23 protein-coding genes and 1 pseudogene are annotated in these 18,113 nt (G+C 63.6%); 13 read left to right on the top strand and 11 right to left on the bottom strand.

All coding sequences use genetic code 11. The features are described from left to right. A partial coding sequence (locus CFR80_RS13190; RefSeq protein WP_181418227.1) for an ATP-binding protein occupies positions 1 to 381 on the top strand: 381 nt, incomplete at its 5' end. Between the two features lie 131 nt (positions 382 to 512). On the opposite strand, the pseudogene CFR80_RS13185 reads toward CFR80_RS13190, so the two are convergent. Then, positions 513 to 629: pseudogene (locus CFR80_RS13185) on the bottom strand (IS630 family transposase); the annotation flags it as partial. A gap of 120 nt (positions 630 to 749) precedes the next feature. Here CFR80_RS13185 and bamE point away from each other — a divergent pair. Together bamE and CFR80_RS13175 are read left to right on the top strand one after the other, a co-directional pair. Continuing rightward, positions 750 to 1,130, top strand: a complete 381-nt coding sequence (gene bamE / locus CFR80_RS13180) for an outer membrane protein assembly factor BamE domain-containing protein (protein WP_010514967.1) — start codon at positions 750 to 752, stop codon at positions 1,128 to 1,130. Positions 1,131 to 1,212: 82 nt separating this feature from the next. After that, the gene (locus CFR80_RS13175; RefSeq protein ID WP_010514966.1) at positions 1,213 to 2,277 is read left to right on the top strand and encodes an alkene reductase; all 1,065 of its coding nucleotides are present in this window, start codon (positions 1,213 to 1,215) and stop codon (positions 2,275 to 2,277) included. A 14-nt stretch (positions 2,278 to 2,291) separates the two neighbouring features. Here CFR80_RS13175 and CFR80_RS19425 read toward each other — a convergent pair whose 3' ends face one another. From CFR80_RS19425 to CFR80_RS13150, 7 genes are all read right to left on the bottom strand, one after another. Then, positions 2,292 to 2,489, bottom strand: coding sequence for a hypothetical protein (locus tag CFR80_RS19425; protein ID WP_181418226.1), 198 nt, complete (start codon positions 2,487 to 2,489; stop codon positions 2,292 to 2,294). A gap of 10 nt (positions 2,490 to 2,499) precedes the next feature. Continuing rightward, entirely contained in the window at positions 2,500 to 2,652 is a 153-nt protein-coding gene (locus CFR80_RS19420) for a hypothetical protein (protein WP_010514964.1), read from the bottom strand. A gap of 355 nt (positions 2,653 to 3,007) precedes the next feature. Continuing rightward, positions 3,008 to 3,427, bottom strand: coding sequence for a hypothetical protein (locus CFR80_RS19905; RefSeq protein ID WP_258367803.1), 420 nt, complete (start codon positions 3,425 to 3,427; stop codon positions 3,008 to 3,010). Continuing rightward, on the bottom strand, positions 3,384 to 3,689 hold the full coding sequence (locus CFR80_RS19900) for a hypothetical protein (protein ID WP_258367802.1): 306 nt from the start codon (positions 3,687 to 3,689) through the stop codon (positions 3,384 to 3,386). Before CFR80_RS19900 ends, CFR80_RS19905 begins: the two co-directional genes overlap by 44 nt. Positions 3,690 to 3,833: 144 nt before the next feature. Further along, on the bottom strand, positions 3,834 to 4,262 hold the full coding sequence (locus CFR80_RS13160) for a DOPA 4,5-dioxygenase family protein (RefSeq protein WP_048855975.1): 429 nt from the start codon (positions 4,260 to 4,262) through the stop codon (positions 3,834 to 3,836). 26 nt (positions 4,263 to 4,288) lie between these two features. Then, positions 4,289 to 4,876, bottom strand: coding sequence for a YceI family protein (locus CFR80_RS13155; protein ID WP_010514959.1), 588 nt, complete (start codon positions 4,874 to 4,876; stop codon positions 4,289 to 4,291). A gap of 517 nt (positions 4,877 to 5,393) precedes the next feature. Further along, positions 5,394 to 6,362, bottom strand: coding sequence for a helix-turn-helix domain-containing protein (locus CFR80_RS13150; protein WP_010514957.1), 969 nt, complete (start codon positions 6,360 to 6,362; stop codon positions 5,394 to 5,396). Between the two features lie 94 nt (positions 6,363 to 6,456). On the opposite strand from CFR80_RS13150, the gene CFR80_RS13145 reads away from it, so the two are divergent. The 5 genes from CFR80_RS13145 (at position 6,457) to CFR80_RS13130 (ending at position 11,169) form a co-directional block, all read left to right on the top strand. Further along, the gene (locus tag CFR80_RS13145) at positions 6,457 to 7,296 is read left to right on the top strand and encodes a bifunctional DNA primase/polymerase (RefSeq protein WP_010514956.1); all 840 of its coding nucleotides are present in this window, start codon (positions 6,457 to 6,459) and stop codon (positions 7,294 to 7,296) included. 527 nt (positions 7,297 to 7,823) lie between these two features. After that, the gene (locus CFR80_RS13140) at positions 7,824 to 8,024 is read left to right on the top strand and encodes a hypothetical protein (protein ID WP_146221651.1); all 201 of its coding nucleotides are present in this window, start codon (positions 7,824 to 7,826) and stop codon (positions 8,022 to 8,024) included. A 561-nt stretch (positions 8,025 to 8,585) separates the two neighbouring features. Next, entirely contained in the window at positions 8,586 to 8,732 is a 147-nt protein-coding gene (locus tag CFR80_RS19415) for a hypothetical protein (protein ID WP_157132929.1), read from the top strand. A gap of 140 nt (positions 8,733 to 8,872) precedes the next feature. Further along, entirely contained in the window at positions 8,873 to 10,264 is a 1,392-nt protein-coding gene (locus CFR80_RS13135) for a virulence-associated E family protein (protein WP_258367801.1), read from the top strand. Between the two features lie 326 nt (positions 10,265 to 10,590). Next, positions 10,591 to 11,169 (top strand): hypothetical protein, encoded by a 579-nt coding sequence (locus CFR80_RS13130; protein ID WP_010514952.1) that lies wholly within the window; start codon positions 10,591 to 10,593, stop codon positions 11,167 to 11,169. 109 nt (positions 11,170 to 11,278) lie between these two features. Here the strand turns inward: CFR80_RS13130 and CFR80_RS13125 are convergent, their stop codons facing one another. Continuing rightward, positions 11,279 to 11,968: an HNH endonuclease gene (locus tag CFR80_RS13125; RefSeq protein WP_083819102.1), complete on the bottom strand. Its 690-nt coding sequence runs from the start codon at positions 11,966 to 11,968 to the stop codon at positions 11,279 to 11,281. 146 nt (positions 11,969 to 12,114) lie between these two features. Between CFR80_RS13125 and CFR80_RS13120 the strand changes: the two genes are divergently transcribed. The 4 genes from CFR80_RS13120 (at position 12,115) to CFR80_RS13105 (ending at position 15,973) form a co-directional block, all read left to right on the top strand. Then, entirely contained in the window at positions 12,115 to 13,230 is a 1,116-nt protein-coding gene (locus CFR80_RS13120; RefSeq protein ID WP_010514948.1) for a DMT family transporter, read from the top strand. 137 nt (positions 13,231 to 13,367) lie between these two features. Then, positions 13,368 to 14,039 (top strand): hypothetical protein, encoded by a 672-nt coding sequence (locus tag CFR80_RS13115; RefSeq protein WP_010514947.1) that lies wholly within the window; start codon positions 13,368 to 13,370, stop codon positions 14,037 to 14,039. 131 nt (positions 14,040 to 14,170) lie between these two features. Beyond that, a complete protein-coding gene (locus CFR80_RS13110) occupies positions 14,171 to 15,250 on the top strand; it encodes a hypothetical protein (protein ID WP_010514946.1) in 1,080 nt (359 codons plus the stop codon). A 219-nt stretch (positions 15,251 to 15,469) separates the two neighbouring features. Then, positions 15,470 to 15,973 carry a hypothetical protein gene (locus tag CFR80_RS13105; RefSeq protein ID WP_181418225.1) on the top strand — a complete coding sequence of 168 codons (504 nt, stop codon included), beginning with the start codon at positions 15,470 to 15,472 and terminating at the stop codon, positions 15,971 to 15,973. Positions 15,974 to 16,074: 101 nt separating this feature from the next. On the opposite strand, the gene CFR80_RS13100 is transcribed toward CFR80_RS13105, so the two are convergent. Further along, positions 16,075 to 16,832 (bottom strand): IS5 family transposase gene (locus tag CFR80_RS13100; protein ID WP_085948205.1). Its coding sequence is split into 2 segments (ribosomal slippage): positions 16,075 to 16,511 and positions 16,511 to 16,832, totalling 759 coding nucleotides; the frame shifts between segments, so codons are not numbered across the junction. 346 nt (positions 16,833 to 17,178) lie between these two features. On the opposite strand from CFR80_RS13100, the gene CFR80_RS13090 reads away from it, so the two are divergent. Beyond that, positions 17,179 to 17,571: a terminase small subunit-like protein gene (locus tag CFR80_RS13090; RefSeq protein ID WP_232275745.1), complete on the top strand. Its 393-nt coding sequence runs from the start codon at positions 17,179 to 17,181 to the stop codon at positions 17,569 to 17,571. Positions 17,572 to 17,639: 68 nt separating this feature from the next. Here CFR80_RS13090 and CFR80_RS13085 read toward each other — a convergent pair. Further along, positions 17,640 to 18,113 (bottom strand): IS66 family transposase (locus CFR80_RS13085; protein WP_146221646.1); only part of this gene is annotated, 474 nt, incomplete at its 5' end.

Raw genomic sequence — 18,113 nt, 5'->3', positions numbered from 1 at the left:
GCCATTGGCCGGAGCTGCATCCGCACAGGTCGGCGTGGCCGGTTCTTCAACGTGGTGGACCTGGTCAACCGGCTTGAGGCTGACAGTCGGGCGGCAAGGGCGGGTCGGCTGGCCGAACAACTCGGCCGACTGGACTTTGTCATCCTCGACGAACTGGGATACCTGCCCTTTGCCCAGTCTGGCGGACAGTTGCTGTTCCATATGATCAGCCGCCTTTATGAACAGACCTCGGTCATTGTCACCACGAACCTGTCCTTCGGTGAATGGGCCAGTGTATTCGCCGACGCCAAGATGACCACGGCACTGCTCGACCGTCTGACCCATCACTGCGACATCATCGAGACAGGGAACGAAAGCTGGCGGTTCAGGAACCGTAACTGAACCTCTCTCCAGATCCATACCTGCCCCGGCCTGTCTCCTTACGCCTACGGCTTCAGGAGACAGGCCGGGCCTTCAACAGGGGGTTAATATTGCATGCCGATCAGGGGTTATTTTTGAGTGCCGATTGACACACGGATTGCTGCCAGGGCCAGAAGCCGGCGCGCAGCGTTCGCCTGCCGGCTACGCGCCGCAAGTCGCCTCAGATCAGAGGCCGAATAGTCATCCCGTAGCTTCACCGCCCTCGTCATCAGCCAGATCCTCCCGCATCAAGAGAATCAGAGCCAGCGCCGTTTGTCACTTCACACACGAGTCAGTGGCTACGTCCTTTGGTATAACATGGCCCCGACATGGAAAGCGGAGCAGTACTGATGAAACGGATGTCCATTGCGGCGTGTCTTGGCGCGGCCCTTGCGGTTGCGGGCTGCGCATCGACGGGCAATACGTCCATCCGGCGCGAAACTGCCGAAACCATCGACCAGAAAATCCATGACGACCAGACCACGAAACAGCAGGTCCGCGCCCTGTTTGGCGACCCGATGGTAATAAGTTTTACTGATGGCGGACATGAGATCTGGCAATACGATTTCATGACCACGCGCCCCAACGGCACGAATTTCATCCCGTATTATGGCGTGTTTTCAAGTGGTTCGCGCAGAATGCGCAAAAGCCTGACCATTATTTTCAATAACGATGTCGTCTGGCACCATACCCTGTCGGCATCGGCCGTACGCACCCATCAGGGGCTGTAGGGCCGACCCCACGGGCGAGGGGGTTGCGGGCGGGCGGTGATCCGCCCATCATCGCCCGAAACGAGAACCGTGGAGACGTATCATGCCAACCCTGTTCACGCCGCTGACGGCAGGCGACCTGACGCTGCCCAACCGTATTGTCATGGCGCCGCTGACGCGCCTGCGCGCCGGTGCCGGGCACGTTCCCACCGACATGATGGCCGAATACTATGCCCAGCGCGCGCTGGCGGGGCTGATCCTGTCGGAAGCGACGCCGGTCACGCCACAGGGGATCGGGTATGAAGGCGTGCCCGGCATCTGGACGGATGCGCAGGCACAGGGGTGGAAGACGGTTACCGATGCCGTGCATGCCGCAGGCGGGCGGATTTTCCTGCAGCTATGGCACGTGGGCCGGATTTCGGACCCGTATTTCCTGAATGGGGAGGCCCCGGTCGCCCCCAGCGCGATCGCGGCGAAGGGGCATGTCAGCCTGCTGCGGCCCAAGCGCGATTATGTCATCCCCCGCGCCCTGCGCACGGACGAAATTCCGGGCATAATCGACGCCTTCCGCCGTGGCGCGGAACTGGCGAAGGTGGCCGGGTTCGACGGGGTGGAAATCCACGGCGCCAACGGCTACCTGCTGGACCAGTTCCTGCAGGATTCCACCAACCACCGCACCGACCGGTATGGCGGGTCGATCGAAAACCGCGCCCGACTGCTGCTGGAGGTCACGGACGCCGCCACAGGCGTATGGGGCCGGGGCCGGGTGGGGGTGCATATCTCGCCCCGGTGCGACCTGCATGACATGGGGGATTCCAACCCCGCCGCGACATTCGGTTATGTCGCGACCGAACTGGGGCGGCGGAAGATCGCGTTCCTGTGCGCGCGTGAGGCCGAGGGACCGGACAGCCTTGGCCCGCAGCTGAAAAAACAGTTTGGCGGCGTGTATATCGCCAATGAAAAGTTCACTGCGGCCAGCGCCGAAAAGGCCGTCGAGGACGGACGCGCCGACGCCGTGGCCTTCGGTCAGGCCTTTATCTCCAACCCCGACCTGCCCGAACGCCTGCGCGCGGGTGTGGACCTGACGCCGCCCGACCCGTCCACCTTCTACACCCACGGGCCGGAAGGCTATATCGACTACCCCACCATGGGGGCGGCGGGGGACTGATTGCCGCTGTTGTGTCAGATCCTGAAGCTGGCCGGGGCGATATCTGCGCCGGGCAGCTTCGGGATATGTCGCCTTTTTGAAAAAAGGCGACACCCAACAACCGGTTTGCGTTGATCAATGCGTTGCCCGCCGGAAGTCGCCTGGACGCTGCTTTGAAAAACATCCTGAAACCATAAGAAGTTTCTGGTGACGCTTTTATTGTCTTTGATCAATGAACCGTTTTCAAACAATGTCCTGACGACACTCACGCAGCAGGACTGTCGCGACCGGCAGGTTCACCTGAAGGATCTTCCAGCCGTCCCGTTCACGGTGCAGCCCTGCACACAGGGCGAACGCGCCGCCACTTTCGGAATGGTCACTGGCGTGTAGCCGCACGGTGGCCGATGCCCCCGTTCCGGATGGTCATGGCCGCGGGACGGGACAGCGATGCCGTGCCAGCTTCGGCATATGGATGAAATGGTCGGTGTCTTCCGCCATGGTGCCGGTGATGGACGGTGGCCATGATCGTGTTACGTCATCGGGCAGTAATGTATTCCGTCATCCATGTATCGGCTGGCGGAAAGTCCGGCCCAGCCTGATCCTGTCGGGTACTGGCGGCAATATACCAGCGATGAAAATCCGGCCCGACCTGTTGTGGCACCGTATTTCCGGCACCCGCGCAGGGCGACGGGCAGGGCAGCAGGCACATGATGACGGCCATCGGCCCATCGGGCCGGGACGATGGGGGAGATTATGCCTGGGGCCCCGTAACGTTCGATGCTGTGACCGCGTGCCCGTCGCGTTCCGGCGGCGGCAGGCGGGCCGGGTCGGGCTGCGTAATGAAACTGCGGATGGCCGCGCGGCCGATGCGGTTGGTTTTCAGGCCGTCGAACGTGCCGCCAATCACGCCGCCCAGAACGGGCACGATGGCGGCGGTGTGCGCCAGCCCACGTGCGGCAACCGCGTGCAGGGCATGGCGGGCAAGGTGTTTCTTGGCCTCGGCCGCCATGCGGTTGCCAAGGTTGTTCACGACGGTGGACCCGGCAAGGGACAGGCCGATGTTCTTGGCCACTTCCTCCATCCCCACTTCCGACAGGCAGGCCAGACAGGCCGCCTTTACCGCCGGGTCATGGATATCGTGGCCGCCCATGGCGGCGATGGCGGTAATCATGCGCACCTGCACATACAGCACGCCCGCGACATTGGCGGGCAGGGCCCAGGCCGCTTATGAACCCCGCCGTCGCGGCCTTGGTGTTCTGCCAGCGGATCAGGGCGCGCGCGGCGCGGTGGGGGTCATTGCCGTGGCGCGCAAGGTAGGTGCGCGCCATGTCCTGCGCCGTGCCGGTTCTACCCACGCCATGGACAGACGCCTGATACGCCCATTCAAGGAAACGGAAAAAGGACGGGTCCTGACCGTGGTGTTCGCCTGCCATTGTATTCCCACAAAAAACGATCAGGTACTATGGAAACACGAAAAGATAAACAGTCCTGCCATCATGCCGGCATGCGTGGGGCGCTGGCATGGGGTGCGTGAATGCGCCGCGGGGTGGCGGTGCCCTGCGGCATGTCCGGTCGGGTTACACCATGGCGCTGCCATCGGGGTGGGTGTTGATTTCGCCCACGCCGTCGGGTTCGAACGTGTGTTCAGGCAGCCGGTCGGACAGCAGGGCGCGGGGGCGGCCGATCCACATGCTGTCGCGCATGTGGTCGCGGCGCGGGTTGGTGGTGCCGGGGTGGATCAGGATGCTCAGCCCGGCATGGTTCAGCATGAGCCAAGGCACCAGCGTCGCGAACAGGTTCGTGCCGAACGCCACCTGGTACATCGGGGCGACATGCGGGCCGACCGCTACATCGTGCCACCGGCCCAGACGGACGGCAAAGCGGTCGGCAATCTGGTCACGCAGGCGGGCGGCCGTGTCGCGCGTGGCTGCGCCATCGAAATAGACATGGGCGTGGTAGCTGGTGATTTCGTCAATCGTCCGGGGGGTAGTCGTCTGGTCGGTCATGGGGCGCGCTTCCTGTGGGGTAAATGTCAGCCGTGGGCGGCCGGGGTGGCGGGCAGGGTGATGCGCGTTTCGGTGCGCATGCGGGGTTTTACGGTATGCAGCATGGTGGACATGCCCCACTGGCGGCCATCGAACGTGCCGGTGCTGTCCAGCATGGTCAGGGTGTTGCCGGTAAAGACCATCTGCGTGTCAAATGTCATGGGGTGGGTCTGCCCGCGCATGGTCAGGCGGCCAACCATGCGGGAGAGGACCTGCCCCTTCACCACGCGGGGGCTGCAGTCGCCCACATAATGCGTGGTGGGGAACCGGTCGCTGTCCAGCATGTTGCCCGATTTCGCGGCCTTGCGTTCGACTATGGTGTCCATGTGCACGCTGGTGGCGTCCATGGTCAGGTCCACATGGCAGGTCTGGCGCGACAGGTCGTAGTCCAGCGTGCCGGACACCTTGGCGAACTGCCCCTCCATCGCGCCCACCACGCTGTCGGCATGTAGCAGCACGGTGGTGTTGGCGGGGGTCAGGGTCAGGTGCTGGCTTTCGGCCCGGGCGGAATGGGGGGCCAGAAGGGCCATGCCAAGCACGGCCATGGCGGGCAGGCGGACGGGGCGGGGGATCATGTCTGTCATGACCGGGCTAACGCCCATGGGGGCGTGGGGTTGTGGCGTGGTGTGGGGGCAGCAGGCATGACGCATCCGGGCGGCGGGGAACGGATGCGTGCCTAATGCGCGAATGCGGCGTCAGTAGGGCAGGGGACGGGGGAAAGGGCAGGCGGGACGATGGCGTCGGTCCGGCCCGCCATGGGGCAGCGGGCATGGGGCCGGACCGTGCGCTGTTCCATTCTGGCTGGCGCATGGGGGATGCATTCCATTTTACGCATGAGCCACCAGATGCGGCATCCGCACATGTTCAAGGTGTTGCCAGAAACAGGAAAAGCTGTCGCGCGTCACCTTTTTCCACACAGGCAATGCCTCCCGAAGCCTCAGGCCTGCCCGGACACGTCCTTTATGATTGCCGGATATATCCGTTCAGACCGCCTGCGGGATGGTAAGGGATGCCGGTTTTTTCAGCACATCGGTGTTTTCCGATGCTGTCTGGAAACCGGCATGCTGTCTGCCACGTCCGGGGTGGATGTGCCTATTTCCACACCCACTTGCCCACCACCCGGCCGTTGATCACCAGGTCGGATGCATCGACCTCATCGACAGGATAGGTGGGGTTGACGCTTATGATACGGATGCGCGGCGGGCGGGAATTGGGCACCAGCATCAGCTGCTTGATCACCACGCCCATGCCGTTCCACAGCACGTACACCCCGTCGGGCGAGGGGACGCGGTGGCCGGTATCGACCAGAACCCGGTCGCCCGCGGCGAATTCCGGCTCCATCGAATTGCCCGCAACCCGGATGATCGCAAGGCCCGCCGTGTCCGGCAGGTAGTTGCGGATGAAGTCGCGCGGAATGCGCCATGATTCCAGCGTGGGGTGGCCTTCCCCATCGCCACAGGCGGTATGATCCACGATCGCGCCGGCGCCGGCCTGCGGGGAGATGTCGTATTCATGTACCGTGATCGCCCCGTCATCGGCCTGCATGGGCATGGCGGCGCGTTCGGCCCGGCGGATGCTTTCGTTCAGGTCGGTCGCCCCCGGCACGATACCGCACAGGGCCCAGACCTCGCTCGCGGCAATGGGGGGATCGCCCCGGTCGGTCAGCAGCGGCACCAGCTTGCGCACTAGCTCAACCGGGATGTAATCCTTCTTCAGCTTGTTTTCATAAAAGGCGTAGCTGGAAAACTTTTCCCCCAGCCCCAGGTCGCGCGCCAGCCCGCGCACGGTATAGCCCGCGCGTTCCCGCAGCGCCTTCAGCCGCAGCGCCGCCGTGCCCGACCCGCCCGCAGCCCCCCCGCGCAGCAGGTCGCTGGCGGTGCAGCCCAGCACGGCGGCCACTTTTTCCAGCCGGTCGCCACCGGGGTTGCGTGACTTGCCACGCAGGATGTCATGCACGTAGGTTTCGTTCAGGCCCGCCAGTTCGGCAAGGCGCTTTTTATTGAGGTTCAGCAGCGCCATGCGGCGCTCGATCTCGGCGGCGGCGGGGGATCGTGTCTCCATAATGGGAACTGTCCCATAATCCGGTGGGCCTGTGTAGAGGGGATATATCCCATTTCTGCTTGACGTACTGGGATATGTCCCATACAACCCGCGCATGCACACCATTCCGCCCGATTTGCTGCGCGTGGCCCGCATGGGCTGGCATGTCCTGCCGGTGCGGGCGGGATCGCGGGCCGCATGTTTTCGCGGTGCGGTGGACCACGCCACCACCTGTCCCGACACCCTCGCACGCTGGGCCGCGTGCTGGCCCGGTTGTGGGTGGCGGGTGGTGTGCGGGCCGTCCGGCCTGTTCGCGCTGGATGTGGACCGCCCCGGCACGCATGCGGCCGATGGGGTGGCGGCCCTGTCCGCCCTTGTGCGCCGCCATGGCCCGCTGCCGCCACGTCCCATGACGCGCACCGGCGGGTCGGGTGGCGCGGTCCTGTTCTTCCGCCATGATGGCGAGCCCCTGCGCGGGCAGGCGGGGTATCCCGCGCCGGGACTGGACCCGCACCGGGGGCGGCAGGCGGTGACCATCCCGCCGGGCACGCACCCGGCTACGGGCGGGGCCTATACATGGCGCGTTCCCCCGTGGGAGGTTCCGCCGCCACCCATTCCGCGCTGGCTGGCCCGGCTGCTGGCCCCCGCGCCGGACCCTGCCGTCACGCCCGCGCCCCGCATGGTGGCCGACCGCGCGCCCGGCGTGCTGATGCGCGCGCTGCATGCCGTATGCGACGCGCCACCGGGCATGGCCAACACCACGCTCAACGCGCGTGCCTATACGCTGGGCCGGTGGTGCGGGGCAGGGATGATGGATCTTGCGCAGGCCCGCGATACGCTGTTACATGCCGCACAGCGTCGGCATATACCCATGCCCGAAGCCCGCGCCACCATCCGCTCGGGCCTGAACGCGGGGCTGCGCAACCCACGCCCGACCGGTAGGGCACTACCTTGACATGATCGGGATCACACATGCCCGCCCGTAATGCGGAGGGCGTGTCATCCGGTGCCTGCCCCATTTCCATTCGTGAAACCTGTAAACGCAACCATGATGGATGCCGGGAATCGGCCCTGCACGGGCTGCGGCCGCTTCCGTGCGGCAGCCATCAGGGCGGTCCGCATGCGTAATAGTCGGGTCGGCGCGTATGTCCCGGATCGGGTTATCCACATCGCCCACTGTGTCATCCGGGCAACAGACCGGCCCATTTTGCGCCCGTTGACAGCCGGGATCGTGGTTGTGAAAAGAATAGAAGGAATATAGTCCTTTCCATAAACTGCACCTGAAATGAATATTTATGAATGGTTACCGACATATCCGTTTCATATAACTCTATATAACATCATTATACGCGCTTTTTTTACTTGTAATTTCATATCCATTTCCGGAAGATCGTTGGTGGGTATGGAAAGTTAATGATCTGGTAAAGGAGCCTGAAGATGGTCCTGCAGCAAGTATTCCCGAACGGACATACGCCTTTCCATTTGAACAGGGGCGAATGCCTTGATCCGTCCGCCATCCGACTGGCGATCGATGTATGTACCAAGAACAACAAATTTGCTGTTGATGTGATTTACGCCCTGCTGGCGGAAGTGGATGCGCTGAATAACCGGATCCTCTCTCTGGCGCAGGATGACCGGCCACGCCGTTCGCCATGCCCGATCCCGGAAGGCAACGCAGGGTAACACGCCCCGTCCGGACCGTTCAGCATCTGCACGGATACTGACCGGGTCACATGCCGCCATGCTGCATGCAGGGCGGATCATCGCGCCGCACCGCCTGTCCCGCCCCCGCGCGGCAGGCAGTGCGGCGCGTTGTTTACCAGGTATACGACCCGTTACGGTCCATGGCCCGGCGCCCGGCATAGGGCGATATACGCCCGGTCCCGTGGGGTGGGCAGTATGTGGCCGCCCCGATCCGGGTGACTGGCTGTGGTACTGGTCCGGCACGTGACCAGCCATTCCACACGCCGTGGCCGGTTCATTCCAGCATGCCGGACATCGCCGGGGAGGCATGTCCTCCCGTTCCTGTCCCATGTGGCGCTGCGTCTATTGTCCCGTACATGTTCAGGTGGCTGGCTCTGGCGCGGGTCCGTTACATGAGCGGTCGTCCCGTACCTTGTGGCCGATTTTTCTCGACGCTGCCGGAGATCGGTGGAGGCATGGGCCGGTCAGGTCACACGCTACGTTGCACCCGTCGCTGGTCAATACCCGTTCGGATGGCTGACCGTAGTGCGGGGCCGGCATATGACCAGCCGTCCCGCACGTCGTGGCGGGTTCCTGCCTGACGTAGCTGGCCATCGGGGGCGTGGCCTCTCCCTCCATGCGGCGGTGCGCCTGTCATTGGTCCATGTCCGGTCGGGTAACAGCCCGTGGTGCAGGACCGGCATGTGACCGGCTGCACGCGCGCTGCGGGCTACCTTCGCGGCGCAACTGAATATCCGGGGTGGCTTCCGCTCCGGCTCCGTGCCGCCTGTATGTGTCTGGTGGGGTTCCGCGGGCAGGGCGCGGGGATGCATTGCGCCATCGAATGATTGCGCACGCCACCTGCACCCCTGCGCATTATCCTGCCCGCCACCCACGCGGGCAGCGGCGGGCGGGTTTGGGGCGGGCGCTGCATGGTGCGGGCCGCCGGTCCCGTGGGCCGTCCCGCCGTCGCCCCCAGACCAGAAGGCCCGTTGCGCATGCAAGATCACCCTGCCGCCCCCGTTGCCACCGCGTGGATGGACCTGCTGGTCCGTGGGGCGGGGGGACGGGTGGTGCCGTCGCTCAGCAACTGCCTTGTGCTGCTGGGGCATGACGCGCGGCTGTGCGGAATGGTGGCGTGGGACGAATTCAGCTGCCGTCATATCATCACCCGTGCCCCGCCGCCGCCCTATGCCGGCGCGCCGGACCTGCCCGGACCCTATCCCCGTGGCATGGAGGACGTGGATGTGGGGCTGGTGCAGGCCTACCTGCAGCGCGCCTATGACCTGCCGGTTGGCCGCGCGGTGGCCGATCAGGCGTGCCGCACCGTCGCGGGGATGTGCCGCACGCACCCCGTGCGCGAATGGCTGGACGGGTTGCGGTGGGACGGCGTGCCCCGGCTGGATACATGGCTGCATTCCGCGCTGGGCTGCACGCCCGATGCCTATCACGGTGCCGTGGGTACGCGTTTCCTGTGCGCCGCCGTGCGCCGGGTGCGCCAGCCGGGGTGCAAGTTCGATTACGTGCCCGTGCTGGAGGGGCGTCAGGGCATGGGCAAGAGCCGCCTGCTGTCCACCCTGTTCGGGGCGGCATGGTTCAAGGACGACCTGCCGCGCGACCTGGGGGAGAAGGATGCGGCACAGGGGCTGCTGGGTGTATGGGGGGTGGAAATGGCGGAGCTGCAGGCGCTGGGCCGCAGCACCCTGCGCGACGCCAAGGCCTTTTTCAGCCGCCAGCATGACCGGTACCGCCCCACCTATGGCGCGTTCGAGGTCAGCCGCCCGCGTCAGTGCGTTTTCGCCGGGACCACCAACGAAGCCGAGTACCTGACCGACCCCACGGGCAACCGCCGCTACTGGCCCATCGCATGCCGGCATGCCGATGTGGCGTGGGTGGCCACGTGGCGCGCGCAGCTATGGGCGGAAGCCGACCATATGGAGGCCACATCCCCCGTGCCCCTGTGGCTGGATGATGACGCCGTGGGCGCCACCGCCCGCCGCGCGCAGGACGACCGCATGCATGACGACCCGTGGCGCACGCCCGTGACCATGTGGCTGCGCATGCGGTCGGCGCCACATGTGCGCATGGCCGATGTGCTGCACCTGGCCCTTGGCCTGCCACGCGACCGGCAGGACCGCGCGGCGCAGAACCGCGTGGCCACCCTGCTGCGCAGCCTTGGCTGGACCCGGCGCAGGCTGCGCCTTGGCGGGGATCCGCAATGGGTGTGGGTCGCGCCCTGATCCGTCCGCGCATGGGCAGGGGAGGCACCGCCTTTGCCCGAAAAGGCGACCCCGGCCCATGCGCATGACGGTGTGTGTTCCCACCGTACCCCATAACCCCCCAAACCCTGACGGCCCCCTATATACCCTCCTTCCTTATATCATTTCCCATTTCATGGGGTACGGTGGGAACAGGGGCACGCCCGCACGGAATGGCAGGATTGCCGTGGCCTGCAGGCCATGCCCGGCGTACCCCACGCCCGGCGGCGCTGGGGTACGCGCGGGCGTGCTGCCTGCATGCGTGCCGGTTAGTATGAAAATATCATACAGACCGCACAGGAAACGCCATGTCCGTACCGCAGCCCCGTACCCCGGATGCCCCCCGTACCACCCCCGATGGGGAACGCCGCCGCGTGGCCGCCCTGCTGCGTGCCGACCGGCGTGCGCGCCTTGCCGCGCGTGACATCGTCATGGGGCTGAAACCCGACATGGGGGCCGACGGTCCCGCCGCCCGCGCGCGCAGTGTGGAGACCACCCGCATGGAACTGGCCCCGCGCACCCGGCCACAGGCCGTGCGCCTGACGCGCGATACCTGCATGCTGGACCGGCTGTTTTACCGCGCCAATGCCGCCCTGACGGCAGACCAGCACGCGGCGGGCCTGCGGTTCCGGGCCATATGGCGGCGCGCCACGCGGGGCGGGCGGCTGGTGCAGCGCTACACCCCCCATACCGGCGCGGGCGGTGGTGGCACGATGGAGGACACGGAGGCCAGCGTCCACGCCCGCCGCGTCATGGACCGCGCCCTGTCGCTGCTGACCCCCGCGCGCGCACGGGTGGTGTGCGACGTATGCGGCATGGACGAAGCCCCCGGCACGCGCATCCGCACGCTGCACATGGCGCTGGATATCCTGCATGAACGGTGGTGAAGCTGGTACGTCATTCACCACCAGCCATGCGCCGGCTTCGGGCGGTCACGGAAGCCATGGCAGGAATCTTGATATAATACTGTCTGGATTATGCAGGGTAAATCCAGACCTACAGAAGGTTTTTTATTTCCTCTACGCTCAGTGGCCGATCCTTGCGGCTGTGTGCGATGCGATGACAGTTGGGGCAGAGACAGACAAGATCATCAAGGGTCGTAACCGTTTCCCGTGTCAGGTTTCCCAATGGCATTACGTGATGGACATCAATAATATACTTATTCCCCTCTCCCCTTTTACGATACGAGCAGGCCTGACAGGTAAAGTTATCCTTCTTTTTGCGCGCCTGAACCAGTCGGGGATCACGGGAACGTCGCCAATACGTTTTTTCTTCAAAAATCCCTTCTATGCCCTGATGATATTTCAGTTTCACGGGTTTCGGCAATTTTTCGTCTGCTGACTCCGATGCAGGGGTAGACCTGTACTCTTGCAGCAATTCCCATATGCCTTTGCCGTGCCCCTCGACGCTACGGAATACGGCTATTCTGCTTGAAGGATTCTTTTTCTTGAAATTGAGTGAACTCGCTGCGTGGTCTTCGACAGTCCTGCGAATACTGGCCTCGGCATGCGAGGTCCAACTGGCATGCCGTGACATCCTGCGCGCTTTGGCAAGAGGATAGACTTCGTTATATCTGCCTCTTCCCCCCAGCTCATTGAAAACATGGATCAGGTCATCCAGCCACGAGCCTTTTTTTATTTTGTCCATGTGCACGTTACAAATGTCTGTTGAAACTTCATCATCCATCCAACCAGCATAATACCAAAATGATGGGCAGGTCACGTCTTGCCAGCGTCAGTTATGGTCTGGGTCGCCCCACCGCGGAACCTGCAGGATGGGCCGTGCATTTTCCCGCATGGCGCGACGTGAAAACGGTGTGATATGGGGAGGGAATGAACAGAACCGGTCTTGTCCTTGCCCTGCTGTCTGCCGTGCTGTTCGGGGCCAGCACGCCATTTGCCAAGCTGCTGCTGGGGGATATGTCGGCACAGATGGCGGCGGGGCTGCTGTATCTTGGCTCCGGCCTGGGTCTGGCGGTGGTGCTGGGGGCGCGTGCGGCATTGCGGCTGCCCAGTCATGACGAGGCACCACTGACGCGCGCCGACCTGCCGTGCCTGCTGGGCGTGATTGCCACGGGCGGGGTGGCGGGGCCGCTGCTGCTTATGGCCGGCCTTGCGCGCAGCGACGCGGCCAGCGCGTCGCTGCTGCTGAATATGGAAAGCATCGCCACCCTGCTGATCGCATGGGTGGTGTTTCGCGAAAACGTGGACCGCAGGCTGCTTGTGGGTGCCGCGTGCATCGTGCTGGGGGCGGGCGTGCTGTCATGGCAGGGGCACGCGGCGGTTGCGCCCGGGGCGCTGTACATCATCGCGGCATGCGTGTGCTGGGGCATTGACAACAACCTCAGCGGCAGGCTGTCGGCTGCCGACCCGGTGCGCATCGCCATGCTGAAGGGCGTGGTGGCGGGCAGCGTCAACCTGTGCGCGGCCCTTGTGCTGCAGCATGCCCGCATGCCGGGTGCCGCCGTGGTGGCGGCGGCAGGGGGTGTCGGTTTCCTTGGCTATGGCGTCAGCCTTGTGGCGTTCATGCTGGGGCTGCGCCACCTGGGGGCGGCGCGCACGGGGGCGTATTTCGCGCTGGCCCCGTTTATCGGGGCGGTGGTGTCGGTCGTGCTGTTCCACGCGCATGACCTGGGGCGGCTGGCTGTCGCGGGCGCGTTCATGGCCGTGGGGCTGTGGCTGCACCTGAGCGAACGCCACGACCATGAACACGAGCACACGGTCATGGCCCATACCCACCGCCACGTGCATGACGAACACCACCAGCACGAACACGGCCCCGATGACCCGGTGGGCGAACCGCACACCCACCACCACGTGCACACCCGGCTGGTCCACAGCCACCCGCATTACCCCGACCTGCATCACTGCCACGACCATGGCGGGGACGGCCATTCCCACGACCCGGACCACACGCACGGGCCGGACGGGCATACCCACGCCGCCTGACCCCGCCGGGGGCGGGGGGCGACGGTATTATGGCGAAATCATGGCATGTCCGGCCTTTTGCCGTTCCCTCCCGACATGGTGACCGGTATAGGGGAATGATCTGATCAGGACATTCATTGCGGAAGAGAATTGAGATAGTGGACAAGCCCAAGATTTTCGTCAGCGCCGGTTCCCCATCAACCGAGGCCCAGGAAAAATTTATCGAAGCGATTGAACAGAAGCTTCGTGATGCAGGCTTTGAACCCCAGACCGTGGGCCGGACGCGCTTCGCGGCGGAAGCCCCGCTGAAGGAAATCATCCAGACCATAAATGAATCCGTCGGCGCGATGATCATTGCCGAAGAACGGGTCTATATTGAATCCGGCACGGAACGGCGGGGCGGCAAGAACGAACGTGCCCTGAAGGACGTGAAGCTGACCACGCCGTGGAACCAGATCGAGGCCGGCATGGCGTACTGCAAGGGACTGCCGGTGTTTGTCGTTATGGAAGAAGGCGTGCGGCAGGAAGGGCTGCTGGAACCCTATGACTGGATCGTGCTGCCCATTCCGTTCCCGTTCACCACGGATTCGTTCGTAAACGTGTCTTTCAACGATATGTTTGATGCGTGGAAAAAGAAGATTGCGGAAAAACAGGCCCAAAAGCAGCAGACGGCAGCACAGGCCACCGCCAAGGCCAATCCTGCCGACATGACGATCGGGCAGATCCTGTCATCGCTGAAGCCCGCGCAGCTGTGGGCCACACTTGGCAGCATGCTGGTCCTGCTGGCTGGTGCCTTCACACTGGGCAGCCGGCTGTTCATGGGGCACTGACGCGCCACGACCACCCCACCGGCGCGGGCCCGTTTCAGGCCGGGAGGCCGCGCACGGCCGGGCCGGATTGACACGCCAGCCCCCCGCCACCCATCATGCCCGGCAACCGGCATGGGGAGGAGAGGCGGGACATGGATGGGTATGCGGGCTGGGCCGAAACCGACCTGCCGGACTGGCTGGCCACGCCGCGGCGGGATTTTGACCGCCTTGCCGCCCACCTGCGGCCCGAGGTGGAGCGGCTACTGGCCGCGCAGGGCGTGTTCGCCCCGTTTGGCGCGGTCATGGCGCCGGGCCGTTATCTGGGTGTGATCGGGACGGTGGCCGCGCCAAACGCGCAGGCCGACAGCGCCATACAGCTGGACCGCGCGCGCGACGCGGTGCAGGACACGGCATTGCGGACGGGCGCGCGGGCGGCGGCTGTAGCTGCCAACTGCACCGTGCTGCTGCCCGGTGGCGACGGGCCGGTACAGGCCGCCGTCATCATGTGCGCCCACCGCGACGGCACGGCGGAAAATATCGTCTATCCCTACCGCGTGGGGGAGGCGGGCGTGACCTTCGCCCCCGCACAGGTGACCGAGGGCACGCAGGACATCTTTCCGCCCATCCGCCTGCGGTTCCACATACGCGAAACCTGCCCGCCCCGTCCGGCGGGGTATGCGGTCACGGCGTTCGCGTTTCATGGCATCGACCGCGCCACCGTGTGCGCCCGCATGGGCCTGACGGATACCGGCACGCCACAGGACGATGCCCGCCCCGCGCCCACGTCCATCGCCAGCCTGCCCGATGGGTGGACGGTGGTGGTGTGCAACGACCCGGCCATGGCGCGGGCGCATGAAGCACGGCTGGCGGCGTATTCCGCAGGCGCCACTATTGCAACCTGCACCGTGGATGAACGCCGGTATGAAAGCGCCGCCAGTTTCTGCCATGACGGCACGCAGATCTGGACCGTAAGCCACCATGGACAGGCCGCAGGCCCGCACGACCTGACCATAACCGGCACCCCGCCCGCAGCGTTACACGAAACCATTGCCGCGATGGACCGCGAGGAAACCGAAAGTGGTTACCCGCCCGGCATGCTGGATTTCTATTTTGATATTCCGGTGGAGGTGGTGTCTGCGCTGACGGGATTCCGGTACTGTCAGCGCGCGTATACGGATGTTGTATTTGATGCTGTGCAGGACATACCGGGCCGGCAGGGCGCAGGACCATAAATACTGTTGCTGGCGGCGTTGCCGCCCAACGTTGATATGGGAAAACGGGTGGCAGGTGTCGCCCTCGTCGGCGACATTCGAGACGATAAATTGCCTTCCCGAAACCGGACATTATTTCGCCGTGCATGCCCATCCCAGACGGTAGTGCCCATGCTATCCTGGCTTCAATGCGCAAGATAGGCTCCACGTATTGACGTGGCACCCGAATCCGGTATCAGAATGTCTCAAGAATCCTTTGAAATTTGGGCTTTAGCGGCACCAGTCAGGAGTGAGATGACGCCGATCGGCGCGCGACTGGTCGTTATGCTCAGCGATGAGCGGCAGCGCATGGCCAACGAGTGGTTCTGCAAATGGCACTATATCAGTGGTTCGATGCCAGTCGAAATCGAAAGCTTTAATGGGAGGCCGATTCGTTATGGTGGGATTCGTTATACAGGAGTTCCCCAAACGATCTACAGACAGACCATTCAACATTATCTCGCCAAGAAGATCTGCGAGGTGTTTTACGGTATCGAAGATGAGATATTACGATACCCGTTTGCGATCCGTGTCCAGGCGCTTTCAGAAGCAAAGTCGTTTATCACTGATTTTGCGCAACAAATTCGTCATGAGGCGGTCGAGAAGGACCGGATACTGCAAGGTGATGGTTTTAAATTTCCACAGCGACAGGATAATAGGGGAGTGGGTTGGTTCCCAGCCACAGGATATCGCTGCACGGGTTGACCAGTTGCGACGGATCTATTGCGACGTCATGTCAGAAGTCGGAGGTAACAACATGGTCTTTGGTAGCATGACAAAAGATAAAGTCACCCTAGGCTCAGGACTCATAGCCAGAACATGACGGTTGCGGCGAGGCAGATCGCCGAGAAGAATACGGTGGGGCATCTGTCATAGCGTGTCGCGACCCGTCTCCAGTCCTTGAGCCTCCCGAACATGATCTCGATACGGCTGCGTCCTTTGTATTTCCGCCTGTCGTATTTTATGGGTTTCCCTCGGGATTTCCGTCCCGGAATGCAGGGTTTGATCCCTTTCTCCTCCAAGGCATCCCTGAACCAGTCAGCATCATAGCCCCGATCTGCCAGCATCCATTCGGCTGGTGGAAGACCGTCCAGAAGGGCAGCCGCACCGGTGTAATCACTGATCTGGCCTGCTGTCATGAAGAAGTCGAGCGGACGTCCGTTCCGGTCGGTGACGGCATGCAGCTTCGTATTCATCCCGCCTTTGGTGCGCCCAATCAGACGGCCTGGAGCCCCTTTTTTAACCGCAGGCTCGAAGCTGTGCGATGTGCCTTGAGATAGGTCGCATCAATCATGATCGTCTGAGGCTCTGCCTTGCCGGTAGTCAGTCCCTCCATCATGCGGATGAATATCCCCATAGCACTCCAGCGCTTCCAGCGATTGTAGAGCGTCTTGTGTGGACCGTATTCCCGGGGTGCATCACGCCAACGCAGACCATTTCTGTTCACGAAAATGATCCCACTCAACACACGACGGTCATCAACGCGAGGTTTGCCATGGCTCTTCGGAAAAAAGGGCCGCAGACGCTCCATCTGCTCGTCCGTCAGCCAATACAGGTCACTCATCTTCAGTCTCCTCAAGGAGCCTGAATCACATCCGGCCACTCATATCAATGGGTCCTGAGCCTAAGTAGCAAGAAATGCACTCGCAATTGTCATGGCTATCTTATCTGCCGTGCTCCAAATTGGATCGGTCTTGAGGTGGGCATACTGTGCGGTGGTCTGCACCTGCGTGTGGCCCAGTAGCCGACATTCCGCTCTCCCCCCGCAACAGCCGGCGGGCAGAACAAACCGCTTCCCACCTGCGCGGTTTCTCACGATAACAGCCCTATCATGACACAACCGCGCCCGGACTGCCCCGCACGGCAGCCCGGGCGTTTTCATGTCCGCCGGACAACAGGGAAGGATGACCATGCCCGAACCCGCCATACCGGGCGCGCGGCGCGGGGCGTACAGCCGCCGGGTGGCGGAGGAAATCTGCACCCGGCTGGCTGATGGGCACAGCCTGCGCGCGATCTGTAATGATCCGGCCATGCCGCACCGGGCCACGGTGTTTCGCTGGCTGCGCGACAATGCGGCCTTTCGCGCGCTGTATGCCACCGCGCGGGAAGCGGCAGCCGATACGCTGGCCGAGGAAATCATAACCATAGCCGACCGCGCCACCGGCCGTGACGACGTGCCCGCCATGAAGCTGCGCATGGAGGCACGGATGTGGGTCGCAACCCGCCTGCGGCCGCCCGCTGACCGGCGGGAAGGGGGGAACACCATTGCCATCACGATCACGACCGATGATGCGGACCTGTAAAAAAACAGAATAGAAGTTTCCGGGTGCCGCCTTTTTTCGTAATCATCCGGCGAGAGACGCGGGCGTATTCAGGCGGCGATGGTATTGTGGACCTGCTGGTGGGCTTTCCAGTGCCAGGGCAGGAGTTCATGGAGGCGTGGATTGGGGATGTCATTGATCCGTGCCAGGACATCGGCGAGCCATGCGTGGGGATCGACATCGTTCAGACGCGCGGTGACGATCAGGGAATACATGGCGGCGGCGCGCTCTCCGCCACGATCGGACCCGGCGAACAACCAGGCTTTCCTGCCCAGGGCGATGCCGCGCAGAGCGCGTTCTGCTGCATTGTTTGAGAGGCAGATCCGGCCGTCAGTGAGGAATCGTGTGAATGTATCGGCACGTCTGAGAAAATAGTTCATGGCGTGGGCAACGGGATTTTTTGTCGACATGCGCCGGCAACACTCCCGCATCCAGTCGAACAGATCGTCGACCAGAGGGGCTATGTCTGTTTGACGGACTGCCAGCCGATGTTCTGGGGGCGTACCGTTGATGGTGCGCTCGGC

Origin of the sequence: Komagataeibacter oboediens (assembly GCF_003207815.1) — a bacterium.
GTDB classification, from domain to species: Bacteria; Pseudomonadota; Alphaproteobacteria; order Acetobacterales; family Acetobacteraceae; genus Komagataeibacter; species Komagataeibacter oboediens.
Note: the sequence above shows the minus strand (reverse complement) of the source record. Positions and strands in the feature narration are given on the sequence as shown.